Origin of the sequence: uncultured Algimonas sp. (assembly GCF_947498175.1) — a bacterium.
Lineage (GTDB): Bacteria > Pseudomonadota > Alphaproteobacteria > Caulobacterales > Maricaulaceae > Litorimonas.
Genome location: NZ_CANMJB010000008.1, coordinates 1 through 17785, shown reverse-complemented (window position 1 = coordinate 17785; position 17785 = coordinate 1). Strand labels below are relative to the sequence as shown.

15 protein-coding genes are annotated in these 17785 nt (G+C 65.6%); 14 read left to right on the top strand and 1 reads right to left on the bottom strand.

Annotated features, from left to right (window positions below; all coding sequences use genetic code 11):
• Window positions 1-65 precede the first annotated feature (65 nt).
• Window positions 66-2738 (top strand): TonB-dependent receptor, encoded by a 2673-nt coding sequence (locus Q0718_RS11165; protein ID WP_298917785.1) that lies wholly within the window; start codon window positions 66-68, stop codon window positions 2736-2738.
• A 3-nt stretch (window positions 2739-2741) separates the two neighbouring features.
• Here the strand turns inward: Q0718_RS11165 and Q0718_RS11160 are convergent, their stop codons facing one another.
• Window positions 2742-3227: a DUF1489 domain-containing protein gene (locus tag Q0718_RS11160; protein WP_298917782.1), complete on the bottom strand. Its 486-nt coding sequence runs from the start codon at window positions 3225-3227 to the stop codon at window positions 2742-2744.
• 25 nt (window positions 3228-3252) lie between these two features.
• Here Q0718_RS11160 and Q0718_RS11155 point away from each other — a divergent pair, with 25 nt between their 5' ends.
• From Q0718_RS11155 to Q0718_RS11095, 13 genes are all read left to right on the top strand, one after another.
• On the top strand, window positions 3253-3855 hold the full coding sequence (locus tag Q0718_RS11155) for a peptidylprolyl isomerase (protein WP_298917779.1): 603 nt from the start codon (window positions 3253-3255) through the stop codon (window positions 3853-3855).
• A gap of 33 nt (window positions 3856-3888) precedes the next feature.
• A complete protein-coding gene (locus Q0718_RS11150) occupies window positions 3889-4545 on the top strand; it encodes a DsbA family oxidoreductase (RefSeq protein WP_298917776.1) in 657 nt (218 codons plus the stop codon).
• An 11-nt stretch (window positions 4546-4556) separates the two neighbouring features.
• A complete protein-coding gene (locus Q0718_RS11145; protein WP_298917773.1) occupies window positions 4557-4955 on the top strand; it encodes an MAPEG family protein in 399 nt (132 codons plus the stop codon).
• Window positions 4956-6320, top strand: a complete 1365-nt coding sequence (locus Q0718_RS11140; protein WP_298917771.1) for a TldD/PmbA family protein — start codon at window positions 4956-4958, stop codon at window positions 6318-6320. It begins immediately after the preceding gene.
• Window positions 6307-7410, top strand: a complete 1104-nt coding sequence (locus Q0718_RS11135; RefSeq protein WP_298917768.1) for an inositol monophosphatase family protein — start codon at window positions 6307-6309, stop codon at window positions 7408-7410. Before Q0718_RS11140 ends, Q0718_RS11135 begins: the two co-directional genes overlap by 14 nt.
• A complete protein-coding gene (locus Q0718_RS11130; RefSeq protein WP_298917765.1) occupies window positions 7403-9163 on the top strand; it encodes an ATP-binding cassette domain-containing protein in 1761 nt (586 codons plus the stop codon). The genes Q0718_RS11135 and Q0718_RS11130 overlap by 8 nt, the downstream gene beginning before the upstream one ends.
• A gap of 85 nt (window positions 9164-9248) precedes the next feature.
• Complete coding sequence (locus Q0718_RS11125) at window positions 9249-11228, top strand: hypothetical protein (RefSeq protein ID WP_298917763.1); 1980 nt, start codon at window positions 9249-9251, stop codon at window positions 11226-11228.
• Window positions 11225-12022: a hypothetical protein gene (locus Q0718_RS11120; RefSeq protein WP_298917760.1), complete on the top strand. Its 798-nt coding sequence runs from the start codon at window positions 11225-11227 to the stop codon at window positions 12020-12022. Before Q0718_RS11125 ends, Q0718_RS11120 begins: the two co-directional genes overlap by 4 nt.
• A gap of 9 nt (window positions 12023-12031) precedes the next feature.
• Window positions 12032-12970, top strand: coding sequence for a VWA domain-containing protein (locus tag Q0718_RS11115; protein WP_298917756.1), 939 nt, complete (start codon window positions 12032-12034; stop codon window positions 12968-12970).
• The gene (locus Q0718_RS11110) at window positions 12967-13950 is read left to right on the top strand and encodes a vWA domain-containing protein (RefSeq protein ID WP_298917753.1); all 984 of its coding nucleotides are present in this window, start codon (window positions 12967-12969) and stop codon (window positions 13948-13950) included. The genes Q0718_RS11115 and Q0718_RS11110 overlap by 4 nt, the downstream gene beginning before the upstream one ends.
• Window positions 13951-13993: 43 nt before the next feature.
• A complete protein-coding gene (locus tag Q0718_RS11105) occupies window positions 13994-14776 on the top strand; it encodes a MotA/TolQ/ExbB proton channel family protein (RefSeq protein ID WP_298917750.1) in 783 nt (260 codons plus the stop codon).
• A complete protein-coding gene (locus Q0718_RS11100) occupies window positions 14777-16330 on the top strand; it encodes an SUMF1/EgtB/PvdO family nonheme iron enzyme (protein ID WP_298917747.1) in 1554 nt (517 codons plus the stop codon).
• A gap of 43 nt (window positions 16331-16373) precedes the next feature.
• A complete protein-coding gene (locus Q0718_RS11095) occupies window positions 16374-17447 on the top strand; it encodes a hypothetical protein (protein WP_298917743.1) in 1074 nt (357 codons plus the stop codon).
• The last annotated feature ends 338 nt before the right edge of the window (window positions 17448-17785 follow it).

Genomic DNA, 17785 nt, shown 5'->3' with positions numbered 1-17785 from the left:
ACCGCCCCCTCATCCGGACATTCGGTCCTTCCCTGAGCATTCTCGCCGCCGCCCTGGCGACGACCATGACGCCAGCCTCCGCCCACGCGCAGACGCCGCCAGCCGAACTGGAACCCGATGACGGCTTCGTCGTCATGGACGAGATCGTCACGATCGGCACACGCCGCACGCAACGTTCGGCCGCTGACACCCCGGCGCCCGTGGACGTCATCACCGCGCTGGAATTCAACCGCAACGCCTCGGACGACGTGCAGGATCTGCTGCGCACATCCGTCCCGGCTTTCAATGTGGCCACGCATCCGATTTCGAACGACTCCACCATTTCCCGCCCCGCCAATCTGCGCGGCCTGTCGCCGGACCAGACGCTGGTGCTGGTCAACGGCAAGCGCCGCCACCGCGGATCCATCATCACCTTCTTCGGCGGCGACATCTCGTCCGGCGCACAAGGCGTGGATATCGCCTCGATCCCGTCGCTCGCGCTGAAGCAGGTCGAAGTGTTGCGCGACGGGGCATCCTCGCAATACGGCTCTGACGCCATCGCCGGGGTCATCAATTTCGTTCTGAAGGATGCGCCCGAAGGCGGAGTGGCCGAATTCAAATACGGGTCCACCTATGAGGAAGATGGCGACGAATACCGATTGTCCGCCAATCTCGGCCTGCCGCTCGGTCCTCGCGGTTTCGTCAACCTGACCGCCGAATACGGCGAGGCGGATGGCACCGACCGGTCGGTCATCCGACCCGACGTGCTGGGCTTCATCGGCGCCGGCAACGAGGCGGCTGCCGATTTTTCGACGATCACGGGCGGCTTCAGCGACAGCGTGCCGCAATATTGGGGCCGGTCGCAGATCGACGACGATCTGAAGCTGGTGCTCAATTCCGCTTTCGACCTGGGCTATGTCGCCGAAGCCTACGTCTTCGGGACCTATAGCCAACGGACCGTCTCGAACGGTTTCTTCTACCGCGCGCCGACCAATTCCGACAGCCGGTTCGCCGGCCCAAGCGTCGATCCGGTCACGGGCGACGCCAGCACGGCACCTGGTGCGGTCGGATCCATCCGTATCGGCGACCTGGACGGGCTCGGCACGGGCGCGTCCTGTCCAGCCGGCATTCCGCTCCGCGCCGGCGGGAACCTCCCCGACCCAGCCATCGCGGCCCGGATCGCGGCCGATGCGAACTGTTTCTCCCTGCTGGAGGCCTATCCGGGCGGTTTCACACCGCGTTTCGGCGGCGAGAACACCGATTACAGCATCGCCGGCGGCCTTCGCGGCACTTGGGACATCGGGTCCGGCGTGGCCTACGACCTGTCGATCGCGCATGGCAGCAATGAGACCGATTTCTTCATCCGCAATACGATCAACCCATCGCTCGGGAATGCTTCGCCGCGCGACTTCCGCCCCGGCGGTCAGCAACAGACCGAAACGGTCATGAATCTCGACTTCGCCTATCTGGTCGATGCCGGTTTCAGGTCCGAACTCTCCATCGCTTTCGGCGGGGAGTTCCGCGAAGAGAGCTTCAAGCTGAGCCAAGGCGATCCCGCCTCGTACGCCGTCGGCCCGCTTGCGCTGCAGGGCTTCGGTTCGGGCGCGAACGGTTTCACCGGATTCGCCCAATCCGTGTCCGCCAACCAGCATAGTTCCGCCGCCTATGTGGAGCTCGAGACCGATGTGACGGACGCGCTGACGCTGCAGGGGGCACTGCGTTATGAAGACTATTCCGAGTTCGGAGACACGCTCGATTACAAGATCGCGGGCCTTTACAGGATCACGGACGGGTTCACTCTGCGCGCGACGCATTCGACAGGCTTTCATGCGCCCACGGCCGGACAGGCCAACGTCCGGCGTATCACGACCCTGATCGAAGAAGGCTTGCCCGTGGACAGCGCGCGGCTGCCTATCGACTCCGTGCCGGTGCAGCTTGCGGCGGACTTCATCGAGTCCCGCGACGGTGGACGCCCGTCTCTGGACGTTGAAACGGCGGACGTCTTCACCTTGGGCGCGGCGTTCGACCTGGGACCGACGCAGTGGACGATCGATGCCTATCATGTCGATGTCGACGACCGGATCGCCGTGGCGCAAGATGTCGACTTCACACAGGTTCTGGCCTTCACGGCCGCACAAAACGGCGTGACGCTCGCGCCGGATGCGACACCCGGTCAGGCGATCGTGCAGCTGGACGCCGCCGGCGTCCTGAACCAGAGGGATTTCGCGGGTTTCGAGAATCTGACCAACATCAGCTACATCGCCAACACGTACGACACGCGGACGCGCGGGGTAGACATTGTCGGCCAGTATCCGTTCGACCTGTTCGGCGGCGCCTCCGAATTGACCCTGGCGGTCAACTACAACGAAACCGAGGTCACCGATGTGGGTACCGTCAATCCGATCGGCGCGAGCCGCATCGCCTCGCTGGAAGACCTTCTGCCGAACTGGAAAGGCTTCGCCAGCTGGATCCACAATCAGGGCCGCTGGCGGACCTTGCTTCGGGCCAACTATTTCGGAGGCTGGGACGATACGATCTATTTCGTGCCGGACCAGAGCGCCGAACTCCTGTTCGACGCCGAAGTCGGCTACGAAGCGATGGACGGCGTCGAGCTTATCGTCGGGGCCAACAACATCTTCGACAACTACCCCGACCGGGTGCGCGGCTTCGGGCCGAGTTTCGGTCAGCTCTATCCAGATTTCTCGCCATCCGGTTTCCTCGGCGGCCATTACTACACCAAACTGCGCGTCAGTTTCTGAGGGCTACCAGGCCCCCAGTTCGACAAGCTTGCGCATCAGTTTGGGCGGAAGCGCATCGCCCTCGCCGAGCGCATTGCCCAGATCCTCTGGCGCGTCTTCGGGCTTGAGGTAGCGCCAGCCCTGAAAGGCTCGGCGCGGCGTCGGCACGACCGGAACCGGCGTCGGCTCCATCAGGATGGAACAGGCCTTCACCCCGTCGCGGCGCGTGACCTCTTCGAGCCGGACGACGGGATTGCGGCACAGGATCATGCCCTTGATCACCCAATAGATCGACCCACCCGCTTCGATGGCCTCCTTCTGCTTGGGGAACATGCGGGTGACGTGTTCGTGATGAGCCGACAGTCCCTTGGCCCTGCGGCGCCCGACGACCGTCTTCTGCCAGTCGGCCAGCGTCTGGATCGATTTCGACCCGACGGAGAGCTTCTGCAAATGCATCACGCCGTCCGGGATAGCGCCGCCGGTGTTTTCCGCAAGGCAGTGGCGCACCACGCCGCCGTGGCCTAGTAACGGCAGGATGAAACACTCCCTTCTGCCGATAGCTTTCGCCCTCGCCGCTTGCGCGACCGTTCCGGATCAGCGCCCAAATATCGTCATGCTGACCGAACTCGGCGCGATCGAGATAGAGGTCCACAGCGACGCGGCGCCTGTCTCAAGCGGGGATTTCCTGATGCATGTCGACCGGGGACTCTATGACGGGGAGGCTTTCTACCGGGTCGTCAGAGCGGATAACGATCCGCGCGCCATGGGAATGAGCCTGATCCAGGGCGGGCTTCTGTCGCAGGAGCCGGTCACGCCTCCTATCGCGCACGAACGCACGACGGATACCGGCCTGTCCAATGTGCGCCGCACGGTCAGCATTGCCCGCGACGCGCCCGGAACGGGTAGCGCCGCCTATTTCTTCATCAATATCGGCGACAACAGCTTTCTGGATACGGGCGGCGTGCGCAATCCCGATGGGGAAGGCTATGCCGGCTTCGCCACGGTCGTGCGGGGAATGGACGTGGTCGAAGCCATCCAAGCGCGAGATGCCGGCGGCCAAAGCCCCCTGCCCGTGACCGACAATCAATATCTGACCGAACCTGTCGCCATCATCCGCGCCTACCGGGTAGAAGGTTAGACAAGCCCACCCGCTATGTCTAAGCGCACGGCCATGAGCGATACCCCCATTCAGGTCGATATGGTGTCGGACTTCGTCTGCCCCTGGTGCTGGCTCGGCTACAAGCAATTCATGGCTGCCGCCAAGGGAACCAAACCCGAGCCCGGTCTGACCTTCCGCCCCTACATGCTCGACCCGTCCGTGCCGGATGACGGGCAGGACTACCGCGACTACATGGCCGCGAAGTTCGGTGCTGATGACCAGGACCGGTTCAAGCAAGCGCGCGCCCATCTCGAAAAGGCGGGCAAGCGGCATGGCATCGATTTCGACTTCTCCGCGATCACGCGGCGGCCCAACAGCCTGAACGCTCACCGCCTGCTGAAATGGGCGCAAGGGCAGGATGCAGGCGGGGCCGTCGCGGAACGCCTGTTCCGCGCCTATCACGAACAGGGCCGAGACATCGGCGACACGAACGTGCTGGCCGACATCGCGATCGATGCCGGACTGGATGGCGAGCTGGTCCGCGAGATGCTGGCGCGCGGCGACGACAAGCTGGAGATCCAGCAGGAAGCCCAATTCTTCCGCGGTCTCGGCGTGTCGGGTGTGCCGACCTTCATCTATAACGGGCAATTCGCCGTGCAGGGCGCGCAGGATCCGGAGACGCACAAGCGCGCGTTCAAGGATGCGTTGAACAGCCCGCCAGACGCCTAGGACACCGCCTCATGACCACTTTCCAGATCGTCGCCTTCTACGTCGCGCTCACCCTTCTAATGAATCCGTTCCTGATGCTGCGCATCGGGTTGGTGCGGCAGAAAAAACGCATCAATCTCGGCGATGGCGGCGATGCCGACATGCAGGCCCGGATCCGCGCCCACGGCAATTTCGTCGAAGTCGCGCCGCTCGTCCTGATCGGCCTAATCGCCATCGCCATGCTGAGCGGCCCGCCGGTCATGTTGCACCTCTTCGGCGCGACCTACATCGCCGGACGGCTCCTGCACTTTCTCGGCATGCGCGGCACGCTCGGCTCAGGCCGCCTGATCGGCACGATGATGACCCTGTTGGTCTTTCTCGGCCAGGGGCTCTACATCCTGTTTCTCATCTTCCAGAACGGACCCGTCTGATTGGCCCTCTCCGATCCTGTTTCCCTGGAACCGCTCGACGCCCCGCTCGGCGCATTGCTGGATCTGGCCCGCGCGGCCGGCGCGGACGCGGCCGACGCGATCGGACTCTATGGCCGTGCCTCATCCATCACGGTGCGGGGCGGCGAACTCGAGGATATCGACAATAGTGAAGGTTACGACATCGGCTTGCGCGTGATCGTCGGGCGGCGGCAGGCCTGCGTGTCGTCATCGGACCTGTCGCACGGCTCGATCCATCGCCTGGCCGAACGCGCCGTGGCCATGGCCAAGCTGGCACCGGAAGACCCCTATTGCGGCCTCGTCCCAGACGACCGCCTGTCGGCGCGCCGCGATGCGCAGGGGCTGGAGCTGTTCGATTCGAGCGAACCGGACCCGGCTGCCCTGCAGCGCCGCGCACTCGAAATCGAAGCCGCCGCCCTGTCCGTTCCCGGCGTGCGACAGGCCGAAGGGGCCTCGGCCAGCCTGGCCTGGTCGGCGGTCCGGCTGCGCACCAGCGCGGGATTCGACGGCGGTTACTCCGCCTCCCGCCACGGCCTCTCCGTCTCCGCCTTGGCGGAACGCGACGGCGCGATGGAGCGCGATTACGATCATGACGGCACGCGCTGGTTCGAAGATCTGCGAGATCCGCAAACGATCGGCCGCAACGCAGGCGAACGCGCCGTCGCCCGGTTGGGAGCGACATCGATGGCGTCTGGCGCTCTGCCTGTCCTTTTCGACCGCCGCGTCTCGGCCAGCCTCGTCTCTGCACTGATCGGCGCCATCGGCGGCAGTGCGGTGGCGCGCGGCGTGTCCTTCCTGAAAGACGATCGCGGCGAGAGGCTGTTCCCGAGCGGCATTGACATCGTCGAAGACCCGCTCCGGCCGCGCGGCCTCTCCTCCCGGCCCTTCGACGGCGAGGGCGTGGCGACAGGACCGTTCGACATCATCCGGGGCGGACGGCTGAACGATTGGCTGCTCAATACCAGCGCGGCACGGCAACTCGGCATGAAGACCAATGGCCATGGCGCACGCGGCCTCAGCGGCCCTCCGGGGATCAGCACGTCGAACGTCGCCCTGATGCCGGGCGAGCTTTCGCAAGACGCGCTCATCGCCAAGGCCGGGCACGGGTTACTGGTGCGCGAAATGTTCGGCCCATCGCTCAACCCGAACACGGGCGACTATTCCGTCGGCGTGTCGGGTTTCGCCATCGAGAACGGCGCGCGCGCCCAACCGGTCAGCGAAGTCACGATCGCCGGCAATCTGCGCGATGTCTTTGCGAGCCTGGTTCCCGGATCGGATTTGAAGCACGAATACGACACCAACGCCCCGAGCCTGCTGGTCGAAGGCCTGACGATTGCCGGGCGATAGCGACACCGAAAAGCTCGACCGGGACGATCTCGCCCTGCTGGAACGCACCGTGCGCGAAGCCGGGCGCATCTGCCTGGATCATTTCAACCGCAATGAGGATCAGGTCTGGGACAAGGGCGGCAATCATCCGGTCACGGATGCCGACATCGCCGTGAACGACTACCTGCATGCCACGCTGACGGGCGCCCGACCGGGGTATGGCTGGCTATCGGAGGAAACGGCGGACGACCGGTCGCGTCTGAGCGCGGCACGCACCTTCGTCGTGGACCCGATCGACGGTACGCGCGCCTTTATCGATCGCAAGCCGGGTTTCGCGATATCCGTCGCCATCACCGAAGGGACGAAGGCCGTCGCAGGTTGCGTGATCAACCCTCTGAAGGACGAATTCTACGCGGCCCGGCGCGGCGGCGGTGCGACCCTGAACGGCAACAGGCTGCATGTGCGAGATTGCACGCGCGTGGGCGGCTGCACGATGGTCGGCTATCCGCGCAAGTTCAAGCGGGCCGGTTTCCCCGACATGCGCGTCCGGATCAGCAATTCCATGGCCTACCGCATGGTCATGGTCGCGGGGGGCCACGCGGACGCGACCGTGTCGTTCACGCCGAAATCGGACTGGGATGTGGCCGCCGCCGCCCTGATCGCGACGGAAGCCGGGGCGACCGTGACGGATCTGTACGGACATCCGCCGCGTTATGGCGGAGAGACGACTCGCGGAATGGGCGTCATTTGCGCTTCCCCGCCCCTGCACGCCTTGCTAATGGAACAGCTGAAACCGGTGACGGCCAAGCTCCACAGCAGCAAGGCCGCGCCGAAGCATAATCCGTTTCTGGGGACGACCATGAGCGACCGCGACACAGCGCCGATCCAACTTCTTCATCTCGTCATCGGGGGCGAACTGGTGGATCCGAACAAGACCACCTTCAAGGATCTCGCCGGAGTGGATTTCGTCGGGGCCTACGCCAATTACGCCGAAGCGCACGATGCCTGGAAGTCTGCCGCGCAGCGCACGGTGGACAACGCTCATGCCCGCTATTTCATCCTGCACGCGCACGAATTGATCGATCCCGATAAAGACGGCGTCATTGGCTGACAGCTCCACCGTCCCGTCCAAGGTCGCGGACCGGGCGCTGATCCGGCGTCTCTGGCGGGTCTACCTCGCCCCGCAGCGCGGGCTGCTGGTCCTCGCCGCTCTCTACATGGCGATCTACGCGGCGGCCACTTCCGCCTATGTCTTCGTCATCCAGATCGTCATCGACGCCGCGACGCAAGACGGCAGCGTCGAGGACTATGCCCGGCTGGTCCTGCCCATCGCCATCGGCGTGCCGCTGATCAGCGCGGCGACCAACTACCTGCAGCGCATCGCCACCAACCGCATCGCCCTGACGGCCGTCGCGGACATGCAGACGCACATGTACGATGCGGTGCTGGACGCGGACTTGGCCACCTTTTCGTCTGAGCCGTCCGGCATGCTGATTTCGCGTTTCGTCTCCGACGTGGGTGTCGTCTCGGCCGCGCTGATCCGCATCATCGGCAATCTGGTCCGCGACGTGCTGACCGTGATCTTCCTGATCGTCTCCATGCTGTGGCTGTCCTGGAAACTCAGCGCCGCGCTCGCCGTCTTCATCCTCGCCCTCGCCCCGCTGATCGCCCTGTCGCAGAAGATGCGCGGATCGGCCAACGACGCGCAGGCCCATGTCGGACGCATCACGTCGGAGCTGAAGGAGAGCTTCGACGGAGCACGCCTGGTCCGGGCCTACGGGCTGGAGGTGCGCGAACGAGACCGGCTGGGCGAGAGCTTCGCGACCCGCATCCGGCTGTTCCTGAAACTGGTCAGTCAACAGGCCCGCGTCGATCCGATCCTCGAAGTGCTGGGCGGCGTCGCCATCGCCGCCGTCATGATCTTCGGCATCTGGCTGTTGCGCGACGACGCCATCACGGGCGGCGAAATCGCCGGCGTGCTGGGCGGCGTTCTGTTCATCGCGCCCAAGCTGCGCGCGCTCGGCACGATGAACAATGTCGTGCAGGAGATGATGGCCAGCCTGTCGCGCATCTTCGCCATTTCGGACCTGCGCACGACCGTACTGGAACGCGAAGACAGCGCCGATCTGGGCGACGCAAAGGGTCGGATCGAACTGGACGACGTCCATTTCACCTATGCCGACGGCACGAAGGCGCTGGACGGCGTGACGATCACGGCCGAGCCGGGACAGCGCATCGCTCTGGTCGGACCGTCGGGCGGCGGCAAGTCCACCATCCTCAATCTTGTCCCACGCCTGTTCGACGTAGGAAAGGGGCGCGTGCTCATCGACGGCCGGGACGTGCGCGATCTCACCCTGGCTAGCCTGCGGCGCAACATCGCGCTGGTCAGCCAGCATGTGACGCTATTTTCCGGATCCATCGCCGACAACATTGCGCTTGGCCGCGAAGGCGCATCGCGAGACGACATCATCGCCGCCGCCAAGGCCGCCGCCGCGCACGACTTTGTCACGGCCCTGCCGGACGGCTACGACACGGTTCTGGGGGAGTCCGGCGATACGCTGTCGGGCGGCCAACGCCAGCGCCTGTCCATTGCGCGCGCGATCTTGCGCGACGCCCCGATCCTGCTGCTGGACGAAGCGACCTCCGCGCTGGACGCCGAATCCGAAGCCAAGGTCCAGGCCGCGCTCGAACACCTGTCACAAGGGCGCACGACGCTGGTCGTGGCGCACCGTCTGGCCACCATCAGCGGCGCCGACAAGGTCTATGTGATCGAAGACGGCCGGGTCGTCGAAGAGGGCACGGAAACGCAACTTCGCCGCCGGAAGGGCGTCTTCGCCCGCCTAAAAGCGTTGCAAGGGCAATAACAGCCAGAGCAGCCGAAAGTCAGCTCCGGTTAAGGTTCGATCCGTCAGAACTGTTAACGTCCCCTCGCCTGCTATGGAGTCCGTCATGCGCCAACATCTGACCTGCCTGCTTGCCACGTCCATGCTGGCCGCGGGCGGCATTGTCTCCGGCTGCGCCTCCACCGCGAAGGGCGTGCAGGCGACCGCCTTCGCGGCCGGCCCCGAAACGCCGCTGTCCCAGACCGCTCCCACCGGGACTGCATTGGCCGTCGTGCGCTATCCCGCCTTCATAGAAGCGGACGCCGAAGAGGCTTTCGCGGCCGCCTATGCCGGGCAGGCGATCGGTGGCGGGCAGATCGAGGCGGACCCGGTCGAAACCAAGGCGCTGGCCAATTCCGTCGTGCTGAAATCCAACTATTTCGCCATGTCGCTCTACCGCGAACTGACGGCGCGCCTGCCCGAACATTCCGTGTTGCTCAGCCCGCACAGGATCGTCAAGGCCGCGGACGGCACGCTGACGTCCGAGCCCATGACGCAGGCCGAAACCCTGCCTTCCGTGGTCGCCGTCGATTTCACCGCCTACACCTATCCCGACATGGAACGCATGATGGGCGACAAGCCGCTGACCTTTGGCGATCTGGTCACGCCGGTCGTCACCGTCCGGACAGATCCGCGCACGTCCGTCGGCACGGAAGGCGTGCTTCTGGCCTCCAGCCCCGTCATCGCCGCCGCCGCCGGCGGCAACTACGCCCAGGCGATCACCGACGCCACGGCGTTGCAGGCCGGACGCCTGGAAACGGGGGTGCCCGAACTTGACATCATCAGCCACCTCTCCGGTACGCCGCGCCTGGCACCCGAAACCTCTCCCTTGAGGGGCCGCCCCGCCGCAGCCACCGTGCGCAGCTATCCCATCGAGAAGATCAGGTTGAATGGCGAGGCCATCGCCACTGTCGCCGCCGACAAGGCCGACGTGCTGGAGGCGCCTTTCACCGACGCCTTCGCCAATCAGATCGTCAGACTTATCAACCGGACCGATGCGACCAAGGCCGCCATGCTGCGCCGGGCCGACGTGATCGCCGACTATGACGAAGGTCTGGCCGCGCTGACGCTGGTCGGAAGCCATGATCCGGCCTACCGCGCGCGTCTTCGTTACGCCGAACGCCTGCTCGAAGCCGAACAGAAATATCTCTCCGTGCAGTCGCTGCGCCTCTATGACGGCATCGTCAATGGCGAGATGGGCGCGCAAGTGCGCGACATGCTGCAGGAAGAGCACCGCATTCTGGAACGCCGCCGCAAGCTGGCCCGGCAGCAGAACACCGCCGTCGCACTGGGCGTGCTGTCGGCTGTCGTGGCCGGCGCCGCCATCGCCAATGACGGGAGCGGGCGGGAGGATTGCCGCCGCGCTCAGACACGCGGACAGTATTACGACTGCATCGACCGCAACAACCGTCGCAGCCGGGCCGACCGCGGCAATCAGATCGCGACGACGGCGGCGATCCAAGGCGCCATCTTCAGTGCGACCGAGGCCATGCGCCGCAACAGCATGTCCCGGAGCATCGGGGAAAACTATCTGCAATCCGTCGTTCCCGTGCTGAACGCCCAGACCGAAGTGCAGGTCGACCTGATCGACAGTAGCGAGACCATCACGGCGATCCGGCTAGAAGACCTCAAGGACAAGCTCGGCGCGCTCTATGCCGAAAACCAACGATCGCTCGACACGGTGGCGACCCGTTGCGCCTATTCCGGCTCTGTCGGACCCGGCACCTGGATGGGTTCCTGTGCGAACGGCCTGGCAGACGGGCCCGGTGTGGGCGTGTTCCGCAACCGCGCCGGCAATCTGGTCGAACATTACGGCCATGCGCGGGCCGGCCGGGCGGACGGTCCGGGCTACCGCATTGTCCGCGCGCCCGAAGGCAGCTATTCCATCGAAGGCAACTTCTCCGGCGGCGCGGCCAACGGTGTCGCGCGGGTCGAACGGTCGGGGTCTGTCGCACTGCGGCGGTTCAATAACGGCCGTGACATGGGCGCTGCCCCGGACGGGTCGGTCAACGCCTCGCCCTTCAGAATGGGAGACCGGGCAGGATGAAGCGTTTTCTGACGATTTGCGCCGCGCTGCTGCTCCCCGTGACGGCCGCCGCGCAAGACCGCGCGCAGCCACGTCTTGCACTCGACGCGGAACAGACCGAGCAATGCGTGACCATGATGGCCGGCTTTCCCGACGAGACGCCGGAAGCACGCTATGTCTTCTTCCGTCTCAGCCAGGAACTGGCCAAGGACGTCACGCCCGAACTGTCCCGGCTCATGGCCGCCTTCATGGCGCAGAACGAAACGCGCCGCCTGCCCGCCGACTGGCCGATGATCGACGTGGTCGAAGACATCGCCGACCCGGTCCTGCGCCAAGCCGCGCCGTCGCAGACCGTCGCCAGCATGGCCCATATCGCCTATTTCGACGCCATGTGCGGCCGCTTCGTCCAAGGCCAGGTGGACAGTCTCCGGGCGTTCGATCCGGTCTTGGCCGACAACGACCTCGTCATTCGCGAAGACGCGCTCTATCTGCGCCAGATCCTGGCCGAGGCGCTGGACCGGCTCGGCGGCGGCGACAAGCGGGCGACGCAGATCTACACCGCGTCGCTGATCGTCGAACGCGACGACATCGAATATGTCGGCTTCGAGGACGAGGTGGATGAGCTGGAAGCCCTTTATATGGGCGATCTCGATACCAAGTTGGCCCGCTCCAACGATGCCGTGAACGAAGGCGTCGACGTGAACGGCTACAAGGACGCCGTCGCTCTGGCCAACGACATGGATGACCAAGCCCGCAAACGCGCCGAACAGGAACGGCTCTATTCGCTCGTTCGCATTCTAGGCGGACGCGGGTAATCCGCGTCCATGCGCTCGCGCAACCGCAACATCACGGTCTTTTCGATCTCGGCGCTGGACCTGTTCGCCGCTGCGCTGGGCGCCTTCATCCTGATCGTTCTGGTGCTGTTTCCCTATTACCGGCTGGGCGGCACGGACACGTCGATGGAGGAACTCGAGGAAATGGTGGAGACGCGCCGCCTCGTCGCCAGTTCCACCCAGTCCGAAATGGCGGAAATCCGCGCGATCCAGGCCGAGATCCGGCTGCTCGACGCACAATACCGCACGACGGCCGAGAACATGTCCGAAACCGAGGCCCGCATCCGCGAGGTCCAGCAGCAGACCGCCGACATCGAAATCCCTGATCCGCCGCCCGTGCCGGAACCGGTCCCGGAACCCGAACCCATTCCCAACCCGCCGCGATCGACGGGGCGCGGCGTGGAGTTCTCGATCTTGGGTATCGGTACGCAGAAGAAGGACGTGATGATCGTCGTGGACATGTCCGGGTCGATGCAGTCGCACACGCGCAACGTCGTCTCCGCGCTCGAAGAGATCCTGCGCCAGATGAAGCCGGACAACCGTTTCGCCATTCTCGGCTATCGCGGCGGACCGAGCTATTCGGTCTATCCGCCCGGCGGCTCGCTCGCGCGGGCGTCGCGCGGTGAAATCGACGGTGCCTTGTCCTTCGTGAACCGCCTGCCGCGCCAGTTCGGAGGCGGCACGCCGACGCAGAGTGCGCTGATCCGCGCCCTGAACGTGCAGCCCGGCGCCATCATTCTGATCAGCGACGGCCAGCCGGACGACGGCAATCCGGGCAACATCGTGCGCAACATCACCCGGCGCAATCGCGGCCGCGCGGAAATCCACACGGTCGCCATCGGCGACTATACGTCCGATCCGGCGCTGACCCTGTTTCTGCAGGAACTGGCCAACAATAATCGCGGCGACTTCGTAGGACGCGCCCGGTGAGACGGCGAGCCGACAGAGAGGTCAACGTCTTCTCGCTGAGCGCGGTCGATCTGTTCGCCGCCGCCATGGGGGCTTTCGCCCTGCTCGCCATCATCCTACTGCCCTACTACCAGAAGGAAATCCGGGAACTGACGCCCGAGAACGCGATCAGCGACCTGCTACGCGCCGCCCAGGACAGTTCGGTCGAGACCGTCGAGCAACGCAAGGCGCTGGAGGCCAAGCGGTCGGCCTCTACCCAGGCCGTTTCCGACATCCGGTCCGAGGCCGACAAACTGCTGGCCGAGCTGCGCGCCGCCGAAGCCGCGCTGAAGGAGAAACAGGCCGAAGTGAGCCGGGCCGTTCCCGAACCGGAACCCATCGAGGAAGACCCCGCCCCGCAAGACGCACCGGAACCGACCCTCGTGCCGTTCCGGTTTCTCGGCATGAACACATCGGCCGACGACATCGTCATCGCGCTGGACATGAACCGCTGCATGGGCGGTCACGAGCGCAGTATCGGTCGCGCCGTGGAGCGCATCGTGGACAGCCTGCAGGACAATCACGCGCTACGCATCGTCGGCTTCCAGCAGACCGATGCCGGCCCGCGCACGCAGAGTTGGCCGCCGGGCGGCGGCCTGCGCAATATCAACGCGTCCGGCACACAAGGCCAGGCCAAGCGGTTCGCGCAGCGCCTGACGGGTCAGTCCGGCGGTTCGGCCTCTATGCTTCACGCCTTTCGCGAGATCCTGTCCGGACCGGGTCAGGCCGTCTTCCTCGTTTCCGACGGCCTGCCGAACCCGCGCGCCAATGACGGGCTGTCACCCAGCCGTTTGGCCGCCGAGCTGACGCGCCTCAATGGCGGGCGCAAGGAAATCCACACGGTCGTGGTCGGCAACTATTTCGATTACGACGGCACGGTCGAATTCATGGAATCCCTCGCCGCGCGCAATGGTGGTCAGTTCATGGCGCTGGCCAGCGGACAGCAGGGCGTATGCGACTGATGTTCCGTGACAAACCGACATATTCAACGTTAGGACCGACGCGATGAACCAGACCGACACCCTCATTAAACGCGCTTTCGTCTTCCTCGTCGCCATCGTCGCGGCGATCGTGCTGATCGGGATCATCCGGTTCACGACCGGCCCGGCATTGCAGGAAATCCTGCTGGACAGCGACGCCTCCTTCTGGCCGTTCACCGTGCAGAACATCATGTGGGTCGCGCTATTCATCGGCTTCGGCGAGCTGGTGCTGCGCTGGTCCGCCGCCAAGGACGAGGAAAGCCAGCTCAGGCGCGGCTATCTGCCGACCGACGGACGGCGTCTCGACCATGGCGTGCTGGGTAAGATCCGCGATTCCATCGCCAGCCGCAAGTTCGCGCGCAACGCCTTCCTGCCCCGCCTGATCAGCCGCACCATCGACCAGTACCGCGTCAGCGGAAAGGAGGATCAGGCACTCGGCGTGATGAATGCCAGTCTCGAACTCTACATGCACGAGATCGACCTGCGATATTCGATCCTGCGCTATCTGACCTGGCTGATTCCGAGCCTGGGCTTCATCGGCACCGTCATGGGCATCATGTTCGCCCTGCAATATGCGGGCGTTCCGGCCAATGCGGAGAGCGAGGATTTCCTCTACCAGGTCACCCAACGCCTCGGCGTGGCCTTCACGACCACGCTTCTCGCGCTCATCATGTCCGCCGTGCTGGTCCTGGTCCAGTCCATGGTCCAGGCCAAGGAGGAGCGCGCTCTCAACGCGGCCGGGCAGTACACGATCGACAATCTGATCCTGCGCCTCGGCCAGGACCGACTGCCGGAGGCCGCGGAGTAGATGAGCGACGGCAAAACCAAAGAGGACTGGACACCGCCCAGCGATGATTTCGACGTCCGCGAAGAGCGCGCCCCATGGGGCCGCTATCTGATATACGCCGTGCTGCTGGGCGCCGTGGCGGCGGGCGGCATCTGGTTGGCCTCGCAAGTGGTCGTCACGCACGACATCCCGGACCAGGCCCGCATCGACCTGCCCGCCGAACAAGCGAGCGAAGCGCCGCCCATGGGCGCCGACGAGGCGGCTTGGGTCGCGGCGCTCGAAAAGGACACGCTGGAGGGCTACCGCGACTATCTGGACGCCTTCCCGGACGGCCGGTTCGCCGACAAGGCGCAGGAACAGATCGACGCCTATGACAACCGTGCCTGGGAGACCGCCGAACAACGCAATACCATTGCCGGTTACGAGGACTATCTCGCCGACTGGGAGGACGGGTTGCATGCCGACACGGCCCGTGAGCGCGTCGCGCAGATGAAGGCCGCCCGCGACGCGGCCGCGGCCGACGCCGCCGAGCGCGCCGCGCAGGAACGCGCCGACTGGGAACGGGCCGCGCGCGAAAACACGGTCGCCAGCTACGAGGCCTACCTGGCCAAGCATCCAGCGGGACCGAACGCCGACGAAGCCCGCGCACGCATTTCCGCCATGCAGGCATCCGCTGCTGACAAGGCTGCGTGGCAGGCGGCCGAAGCGGCCGGCACGGCCGACGCCTACCAGCAATATCTGACCAGCTTCCCGCAGGGGGCCCACGTCGCGTCCGCCATCGCCGCGCTGGAGCGGCTGCGCCCCAGCGTCGGCAAGACGTTCCGCGACTGCGACGCCTGCCCGTCAATGACCGTCCTGCCCGGCGGCAACGACGTGCTCGGCGCGGCGGACACGGACGACAGCGCCCGTGCCAACGAAAAGCCTGCCCGGCCCGTCACGTTTCAGTCGCCGTTTGCCATGAGCGTGCACGAAGTCACCTTCGCCCAATACGACGCCTGCGTCGCGGCAGGCGGATGCGGCACCCGACCCGGCGACGAGGGGTGGGGCCGCGGATCGCGCCCGGTCGTCAATGTCGCCTTCGCCGACGCGCAAAGCTATGCCGCCTGGCTGTCGCAGGAGACGGGCTTCGCCTACGCCCTGCCGAGCGAGGCGCAGTGGGAATATGCCGCCCGCGCCGGCGCGAACGACGTCCATCCCGGCGGATCGCCCGAAGCGCTGTGCGCGTTCGCCAACGGCGCGTCGAGCGAGACGTCGGTCGCCTGGGCCAACCGCGCCTGCACCGATCCGGGAGTCAGCCGTACGCTGCCTGTGGGCACGCTGTCGGCCAACGGCTTCGGCCTGCGCGACATGATCGGCAATGTCGCCGAATGGACGCTGGACTGCAACACGCTGAACCTTCGCGACGCCCCGGTGGACGGCCGTCCCGATGCGCGCGGTTCCTGCGGACAGCGCGTGGTGCGCGGCGGGTCGTGGTTCTCCGGCGCGGACGATCTGCGCTACTCCGCCCGGTCCATGCTGCGGCGCGGCGACCGCAACGATTTCACGGGGTTCCGCGTCGTGCGCAATCTCGACTGATCCGTTCATCGCGCGCTCAGCCGAAATGCGCTATGGCAGGGCCATGATGCGCACTCTGCTCACGACCACCGCTGCCTTGACGGCCATGCTTCTGGCGTCCGGCCTGAGCCTGTCCGCGCATGCGCAGACCACCAATCCGCCGACCGACCAAACGGATCAGTCCGAGGAAGACTGGCGCAAATCGCGCAAGAAACGCAGCACGCCCGACATCTTCGGTCCCGGCCCGTCGTCCATCGGGTCAGGTGCGCCGATCGTCGATTACAAACCCGTCACGGCGGTCGAACGCCTGCCATCGGACTCGCGACGCCACCTGATGCGCGAACGCGCCAAGGCCATCGCCGAAGACGTCGACGGCGATATCTCCGACGCCGCGTTCAAGCCGTCCGACTCCGCCAAGACAGACTCGGCGCTGGAAGCCGATGAACGCGAAGCCTGGGCGGAAATCACGGGCGGGTCAGGATCCGGCTCACCGGATGCGACGACACAGCCATCGTCCGGCCAGGCCTCGTCCGGAGCCGATGCAGGTGATCGGTCCGGCGACAGCTCGGACGGCGAGGGTGGCAGCTCCGGCCAACCGGCCGGCGACGATGCGCGCAGCCAAGGCCCACGCGGCGGATCCACGGCTTCGTTGCAACAGATCATGGACGCCATCAAATCGGGCCAGCCAGTCGGCGCCGCCTCCAGACATGCGTCTCGCCAGGACCGCACCCAGTCCGGTGGCGGTTCGCAAAATGACGGCAAGGCGGCTCAAGACAACCCAGCCGAGCAGGGTCAAGTCTCTGGACAAAGCCAAGATGGCGCCCTGACCGGCGCCCAATCCCAAAGCGAGGGCGACGATCAGGGCTCCAGTCAGGATGGACAATCGTCCGACGGCGGCAGCGCATCGGCCTCCGCTCAGAATGCGGGCCAGCACGCCGCTCAAGACGATGCACAGACCGGACAGGACGGCGACACATCCGGATCGGAGGGCAATGCGGCTGACCCCGCGAGCCCGGCAAGCCGCGCCAGCGAGCCGCTCAGCCCGCTCGAGCGCATCCGCCGAACCCGCGAAGAGCGCCCGGCCGAAGGCTCGCAGCGCAGCGCGTCCGACTATATCGACCGCACGCCCGACCGCTAGGGACAGCGGCCAGACCTTCCAGGTCGTTCCACCGCGTTGCATGATCGACCCTTGAAACTCGGCCTCTTTCTTTTCGCCTTTAAAAAAACAAAGGCCGCATCCGAGCTCTTCTCTCTCCACAATCCTCATCCCGGACTTGATCCGGGATCCATCTCCCGCCGTCTCATCTGGCTGCAAGGGTTGGGCGATGGACCGCACGGGACTGCGCCAGCGCGTCCCTGTCCGGGGTGAGAGGCTGATTCATGTTCAGGCATGTTTCATCGTGCGACCGGGCATCGGGGCCACGGCGGGGTGTGTGTCGCGTCCTGGTTCGTGCCGGATGACACGAGGCGCGGGCC